This is a genomic window from Cellulomonas algicola (assembly GCF_003851725.1).
GTDB classification, from domain to species: Bacteria; Actinomycetota; Actinomycetes; order Actinomycetales; family Cellulomonadaceae; genus Cellulomonas; species Cellulomonas algicola.
Window position 1 is genome coordinate 1 of the sequence record NZ_BHYL01000378.1, and the last position, 6,837, is coordinate 6,837.

General features: G+C 74.7%; 7 protein-coding genes. 5 read left to right on the forward strand and 2 right to left on the reverse strand.

What is annotated here, in order from left to right:
• Positions 1-1,252 (reverse strand): RecQ family ATP-dependent DNA helicase (locus CTKZ_RS19415; RefSeq protein WP_148090525.1); only part of this gene is annotated, 1,252 nt, incomplete at its 3' end.
• Positions 1,253-1,418: 166 nt separating this feature from the next.
• Between CTKZ_RS19415 and CTKZ_RS19420 the strand changes: the two genes are divergently transcribed.
• Entirely contained in the window at positions 1,419-2,057 is a 639-nt protein-coding gene (locus CTKZ_RS19420; RefSeq protein WP_124344459.1) for a GyrI-like domain-containing protein, read from the forward strand.
• Between the two features lie 51 nt (positions 2,058-2,108).
• Here CTKZ_RS19420 and CTKZ_RS19425 read toward each other — a convergent pair whose 3' ends face one another.
• Positions 2,109-3,473: an MFS transporter gene (locus CTKZ_RS19425; protein WP_124344460.1), complete on the reverse strand. Its 1,365-nt coding sequence runs from the start codon at positions 3,471-3,473 to the stop codon at positions 2,109-2,111.
• Positions 3,474-3,586: 113 nt separating this feature from the next.
• On the opposite strand from CTKZ_RS19425, the gene CTKZ_RS19430 reads away from it, so the two are divergent.
• From CTKZ_RS19430 to CTKZ_RS19445, 4 genes are all read left to right on the forward strand, one after another.
• Positions 3,587-4,426 carry an LLM class flavin-dependent oxidoreductase gene (locus CTKZ_RS19430; RefSeq protein WP_124344461.1) on the forward strand — a complete coding sequence of 280 codons (840 nt, stop codon included), beginning with the start codon at positions 3,587-3,589 and terminating at the stop codon, positions 4,424-4,426.
• Positions 4,423-5,208, forward strand: a complete 786-nt coding sequence (locus CTKZ_RS19435; RefSeq protein ID WP_124344462.1) for a rhomboid family intramembrane serine protease — start codon at positions 4,423-4,425, stop codon at positions 5,206-5,208. Before CTKZ_RS19430 ends, CTKZ_RS19435 begins: the two co-directional genes overlap by 4 nt.
• Positions 5,209-5,261: 53 nt before the next feature.
• Positions 5,262-5,693, forward strand: a complete 432-nt coding sequence (locus CTKZ_RS19440) for a YciI family protein (protein ID WP_124344463.1) — start codon at positions 5,262-5,264, stop codon at positions 5,691-5,693.
• A 44-nt stretch (positions 5,694-5,737) separates the two neighbouring features.
• Positions 5,738-6,837, forward strand: a 1,100-nt coding sequence (locus CTKZ_RS19445; protein WP_148090526.1) for an RNA polymerase sigma factor, incomplete at its 3' end; no start/stop codon positions are given.

Below are 6,837 nucleotides of genomic sequence, written 5' to 3' on the forward strand. Positions count from 1 at the left end.
GCGTGCCGGTCGCGGTCCACAGCCCGCCGTCGTCGCGCACCGCACCGGCCGCGGCGAGCTCCGCGAGCGCGCGTGACACCGTGCGGGCGCCCAGGCCCGAGCGCTCGGCCACCGCCGCCCGGTCCACGGGCTCGTCGGACGTCGCAGCCAGCACCGCGCGCAGCGTGCCGGGCTTCGCGCCGGCACCGCTGCGCAGGAACCGGTTGAGCGCCGTGTCGTCGGGCCGGTGCACGACGACCGCGCGTGCGGGCTCCTCGTCGCGTCCCGCGCGGCCGACCTCCTGGTAGTACGCGTCGAGCGACGGCGGCGGGCCCGCGTGCACGACGGCCCGCACGTCGGCCCGGTCGACGCCCATGCCGAACGCGCTCGTCGCGACGACCGTGTCGTGCCGCCCGTCGAGGAACGTGTCCTGCACCCGCGCCCGCTCCTTCGCCGGGAGACCTGCGTGGTAGACGAGGGCCGGACGCCCCGCGCGGTCGAGCAGCTCGGCGACCTCCTCGGTGTGCGACCGGGTGCGCGCGTACACGATGACGGCACCCTCCGTGGCGAGGACCTCGTCGACGACGCGTGCGTCGCGGTCGGCCGGTGTCGACGCGGGGACCGCGCCGAGCCAGATGTTCGGGCGGTCGGCGTCGTGCACGAGCACGCGCGGGTCGTCCAGGCCCAGCCGCTCGACGATCTCGTCGCGCGCGTGCGCCGACGCGGTCGCCGTCATCGCGAGCACCCGCGGTCCGCCCAGCGCGCGCACCGCCGACGCGACGTGCAGGTAGTCGGGCCGGAAGTCGTGCCCCCACTCGCTCACGCAGTGCGCCTCGTCGACGACCACGAGGCCGACGTCGGCGTCCCGGAGCGCCTCGACGACCGGCCCGCGGTGCAGCTGCTCGGGTGCGAGGAGCAGCACGTCGAGCCTCCCGTGCGCGGCGTCGTCGAGCGCCTGCGCCTGCTTCCCGCGCGAGACCGCGGAGCTCACGGTGGCAGCCCGCAGGCCGACCTCGCGCAGCGACTGCGCCTGGTCCCGCTGCAGCGCGACGAGGGGCGAGACGACGAGCGTGAGCCGCGCGGCGACCAGCGTCGCGATCGCGTACACCGCGGACTTGCCCGCGCCCGTCCGCGCGACCAGCAGCGTGTCCCGCTCGGCGAGGCCGCGCAGCGCGTCGGCCTGCGCGTCGCGCAGCCTCGCGTCCGGACCGAGCACCTGCGTGACGGCGTCGTCGAGGGCGACCCCGCGGACGGGCGGCAGGGCAGTCGGCACGGGACCTCCGGGAGGGGGGGAGCATCGGGCGGGGCCTCAGCCTGCGGCAGCGGGACGGGTCCCGCATCCGGGGCGCGGCGGTCGTGCGCACCGTGGTCGCCCGCACGCCCCGACCTGGCACGATGCCGGGCAGGGACGGTGGTGGCGACGACGCGCAGGGGGACTCATGGCGGACGGGCCGGTTGCCGACAAGGTCGACCTCAAGAAGGAGCTCTCGACGTACACGGCCCGGCGCGGCCGGTTCGACGTCGTCGAGGTCCCCCGGCTCACGTACCTCGCGGTCGACGGCCACGGCGACCCGAACACCGCACCCGCGTACACCGCGGCCGTGTCGTCGCTGTACCCGCTCGCGTACGCGCTGAAGTTCCTCAGCAAGACGCAGCTCGGCCGCGACTACACCGTCATGCCGCTCGAGGGGCTGTGGTGGTCGGCGGACATGGAGTCGTTCACGAGCGCGCGGGACAAGTCGCGCTGGGACTGGACGCTGCTGGTCCTCACGCCCGACTGGCTCACCGCCGAGCACGTGGAGACCGCGCGGGAGACCGTCGCGCGCAAGGGCGGTGCGCCGCGGCTCGACGAGGTCCGGCTCGAACGGCTCGACGAGGGGCTGTGCGTCCAGACGCTGCACGTCGGCCCGTACGACGCCGAGGGGCCCGTGCTCGACGCGCTGCACCACGAGTTCGTGCCCGCGCAGGGCTTGCGTCTGACGGGCAAGCACCACGAGATCTACCTCGGCGACGCGCGCCGCACCGCGCCGGAGAGGCTGCGCACGATCCTGCGCCAGCCGGTCGCGCGGACCTCCTGAGACCCGCCGGCGAGCGGCGTCGCTCTCACGCGGCGGTCACGCCGTTGGCCGTCACGCGTCCGTCGTCACCGCGTCCTTCTCGGTGGCCGCCGACTGACGTCGGGCGTCCTCGACCGCGCGTCGGCCCGACGGCATCGCGAGCGCGACGCCCACGACGACGAACAGCGCGACGCCCGCGAGGACCAGCAGCAGCTCGACGCTGACGACGTCGGCGAGCGGCCCGAACACCGCCATGCCCAGCGGCATCGCGACGGCCATGACGATCCCGACGAACCCGAACACGCGGCCCTGCATCTCCGGCTCGACGGTCTCCTGCAGGACGGTCGTCGACGGCGTCGAGAAGAACGGCACAGCGAGCCCGAGCAGGAACATGAACCCGAGGAACACCCACAGGTTCGTCGAGACGCCGAGGCCGATCGAGATGCCGCCGAACGCGAGCGTCGACCCGATGATGAGCCCGACCCGGCTCCGCTTCGCCGCCCAGACGGCGACCACCGCACCGCCGACGAGCATCCCGATGCTGAACGCGAGCTCGTTCGCGGTCAGCTTCCAGACCTCGGGCCCGAAGGTGCGCGCCACCATGAGCGGCGTCAGGTACGACGGGGCGACGATGAGCACGAACACGACCGCGAACAGCACGAGCACCCAGCGGACGAACGCGTGCCCCGCGATGTACCGCAGCCCGCCGACGAGGTCCCCGAAGTAGCTCGTCGGGCCGTCGTCGCCCTGCGTCCGCACGATCGTCGCGACCGGGACCAGGAGCAGCATCCCGATGCCGATCACCGCGGTGACCACGTCGACGAAGAACACCGCGACGATGTCCGCGCTCGCGTAGACCGCGGCCGCCGCGGCCGGGGCGACGAGCATCATCGCCGACTGGATCGTCGCGTTGATGCCGTTGACGCGCATGAGGTGGCGCGTCGGGACGATCTGGGGGACCAGCGAGGCGACCGCCGGGGTCTGCACGCCGGCACCCGCCGAGCGGATCGCGAGCGCCGCGTAGATGAGCCACAGGTCGTCGTGGCCGGACAGCATGAGCAGCGCGAGGGCGAGCGTCGTGACCGCGATCGTCGCGTCGGCGCCGACGACGAGCAGCTTGCGGTTGTGCCGGTCCGCCCAGACACCGCCGAAGATCGAGACGACGGCCTGCGGCAGGAAGCCGAACACCGACGACAGCGCGAGGACCGCACCCGAGCGGGTCTCGAGCGTGAGGTGCCACAGCACGGCGTACTGCACGAGCATCGAGCCGAACAGCGAGACCGTCTGGCCGGACAGGAAGACGACGGTGTCGCGCACCCAGCCAGGACGGTCGGGCGGCGTGCTCGCGTCGGCGGAACGATCCCCGTGGGCGTCCGTCCGCGGCGCGGGGGGATCGGGCTGGGCCGGGCTCGCCGGTGCGTGGGCGTCGTCGGTCACGCGCCCATCCTCCGACGGACCACCCACACGCCCAAGGCCTTTGGCCGACCCGGCGACGGTGTCGGTGGTCGTCGGTAGCGTCGCCGGCATCGGCTGCGACGACAGGGGGAACGATGAAGTTCGGCATCGTCGGCACGTTCGGCACGACGGAGCAGGTGCTCGGCATGGCGGTCGACGCCGAGGAGTCGGGCTGGGACGGCTTCTTCACGTGGGACGCGATCGACCTCGGCCTCGACGGCGACGTGTGGGACCCGTGGGCGGTGCTCGCCGCAGCCGCCGTCCGCACGCGGCGCATCACGCTCGGCGCGCTCGTCTTCGCGCTCCCGCGCCGCCGCCCGTGGGTCGTCGCGCGCCAGGCGGTGACCGTCGACCACCTCTCGCACGGCCGGCTCGTCATCCCCGCAGGGCTGGGTGTGCCGATCGACCGCGGCTTCGTCGGCGTGTCCGGTGAGCTCACGAGCACGCGCGAGCGCGCCGAGCTGCTCGACGACCACCTCGCGATCCTCGACCTCGCGTTCCGCGGCGAGACGTTCTCCTACGACGGCCACCACCACAAGGTCGAGGACCTGCGCATCGGCACCCGGCCCGTCCAGCAGCCGCGCGTGCCGATCTGGGTCGTCGGGGCCTTCCCGAGCGACCGGTCGATGGGACGCGCGCTGCGCTACGACGGCGTCGTCCCGCAGCTGCGCGGCGACCGCGCGATGGAGCACCTCGGCCCGGAGCACGTCGCCGAGATCGCCGCGTGGGTGCGCGAGCACCGGGCACCCGACGCCGGACCGTTCGAGATCGTCCTGCAGGGCGTGCTGCCCGAGGACCCCGCGGAGGCGCAGGACCACGCCGCCGCGCTCGCCGAGGCGGGCGCGACGTGGTTCGTCGAGTCGCGCTGGGAGGGTCCGGGGTCGACGTACGAGGCGCTCACCGACCGCATCCGCCGCGGCGTCCCCCGGCGGTGACCCTGCCGCCGGCGGACCCGGCCGACCCACGACTGACCGCGGAGCGCGCCTGGGGGGCACGGCGACCGTGGGCGACCCTCGTCACGGCGGTCCTGGTCGCGGTGCTCGGCGTCGTCGGGCTGCTGGTCCCGGCGGTGCACGACGCGCTCACGCGCGACCCGTCTCTCGTCGCGGACGGCGAGTGGTGGCGGCTCGGGTCGTCGATGCTCGTGCAGACGTGGTGGGGGCAGTACGCGTTCAACCTGGCCGGTCTGGTGCTCGTCGGGTGGGCCGTCGAGCGTCGGTGGGGGACGGGGTGGTGGCTGGCCGCGGCGGGCGGCGGCGGGCTCATGGCCGCGGTCGTCCTGACGGTCGCGAACCCGTCCCTCGTCGAGGCGGGCACCTCCGACGCTGTCGGGGGCCTGGTCGGCCTCCTGCTGGTCCGCGCGTGGCGCGAGCGCGCGGCGCCACCCCTGCTGCCGTTCGTCTACGCGGCGTTCTGGGTCCCGTACGTCCTGCTCACGGGCATCGGCCCCGGCTACCTCGTGGCGGGCCCGGTCGCGAGCGTCGTCGTCGCGCTTCTCGTGGCGGACCTGCGCCACCGCGGCGGCCGCGTCGCGCTCCCCGCCGCCGCGGCGCTCGCGGGCGCCGTCGCGGTCACGCTCACCGTCGCGCTCGACGGCCACGGGCTGGGCCTCGCCGTCGGCGCCCTCCTCGGTGCCGTGCCGTGGCGGCAGACACGTCGGGAAACTCGTCGGGAAGGCGTGTCGAAGAACGTCCGGGCCGTTCGACGAGGGGAGTGAGAGCCGGTCCGGCACTAGCGTCGGGGCGGACCACCACGAGGAGGAGAACGGTCATGAAGGTCCTGGTGATGATCGAGGGTGCGGGCGCCGACGAGGACAAGATCGAGCCGACCACCGAGATGTTCGAGCAGATGGGCCGCTACAACGAGGAGCTGGTCCAGGCGGGGATCATGCTCGGCGGGGAGGGGCTGCTGCCGAGCGCGCGCGGCGCGCGCGTCGTGTTCGAGGGCGGGACGACGTCGGTCGTCGACGGGCCGTTCGTCGAGGCGAAGGAGCTCATCGCGGGCTACTGGATCTGGGAGGTGTCCTCGCTCGAGGAGGCCGTCGAGTGGGCGAAGCGCTGCCCCGCGAACCAGTCCGGCCCGCGCGCGGTCCTGGAGATCCGGCCGATCGCGTCGATCGAGGACTTCGGCGACGCGTACACGCCCGAGGTCGCGGCGGCGGAGGAGAAGCTCGCCGAGCAGATCAAGGCGCAGCACGGCTGACCGGACCCGAGGCGACGGGAGCGGCGAGGCGACGGGACGCGACGATGACCGACCCGCGGCGCACGGTCGAGGCCGTCTGGCGCATCGAGTCGCCGCGCCTCGTCGCCTCGCTCACCCGGTTGGTCCGGGACGTCGGGCTCGCGGAGGAGCTCGCGCAGGACGCGTTCGTCCAGGCGCTCGAGCAGTGGCCGCGCGACGGCGTCCCGGACCGGCCGGGCGCGTGGCTCATGACGGCGGCGCGGCGGCGCGCGGTCGACGTGATCCGGCGCGAGCAGACGCGGGACGTGAAGTACGCGCTCGCGGCGGTGGACGGGCGGCACGAGCCCGGCGCCGACGCGGTCGTGGACCGGCCGGTCGACGACGACCTGCTCGCGCTCGTGTTCCTCACGTGCCACCCCGTGCTGCCGCGCGAGTCGCGGGTCGCGCTCACGCTCCGGTTGTTCTGCGGGCTCACGACCGACGAGGTCGCCCGCGCGTTCCTGGTCCCGTCGCCGACGATCGGGCAGCGGATCTCCCGCGCGAAGCGGACGCTCGCCGAGGCGCGCGTGCCGTTCGAGGTGCCGCAGGCCGACGAGCTCCCCGCCCGGCTCGTGTCGGTGCTGGAGGTCGTCTACCTCGTCTTCACGGAGGGGCACTCCGCGACCAGCGGCGACTCGTGGGTGCGGCGCGACCTCGCGGCGGAGGCGATGCGGCTGGGCCGGGCGCTCACCGGCCTGCTGCCGCGCGAGCCCGAGGTGCACGGGCTCGTCGCCTTGATGGAGCTCCAGGCGTCCCGGTTCGACGCCCGCACCGACGCCGCGGGTGAGCCCGTGCTGCTGCCCGACCAGGACCGCACGCGCTGGGACCGCACGCTCGTCATGCACGGGCTCGCGGCGCTCGACCGCGCGACGACGCTCGGCCGGCCGCTCGGCCCGTACACGCTGCAGGCCGCGATCGCCGCGTCCCACAGCCGGGCCGCGCGGTTCGAGGACACCGACTGGGAGGCGGTCGTCGCGCTGTACGACGCGCTGGCGCAGCTCGCGCCGTCGCCCGTCGTCGACCTCAACCGGGCCGTCGCCGTGCTGCACGCCGACGGGCCTGAGGCGGCGCTCGCGGCCGTCGACGCGATCCGCGACGACCCGCGACTCGCGCGCTACCACCTGCT

Excerpts from the sequence above, each read along its gene's own strand:
- CTKZ_RS19440 (WP_124344463.1), top strand. The coding sequence starts at position 5,262 with ATGAAGGTCCTGGTGATGATCGAGGGTGCGGGCGCCGACGAGGACAAG.
- CTKZ_RS19430 (WP_124344461.1), top strand. The coding sequence starts at position 3,587 with ATGAAGTTCGGCATCGTCGGCACGTTCGGCACGACGGAGCAGGTGCTC.
- CTKZ_RS19420 (WP_124344459.1), top strand. The coding sequence starts at position 1,419 with ATGGCGGACGGGCCGGTTGCCGACAAGGTCGACCTCAAGAAGGAGCTC.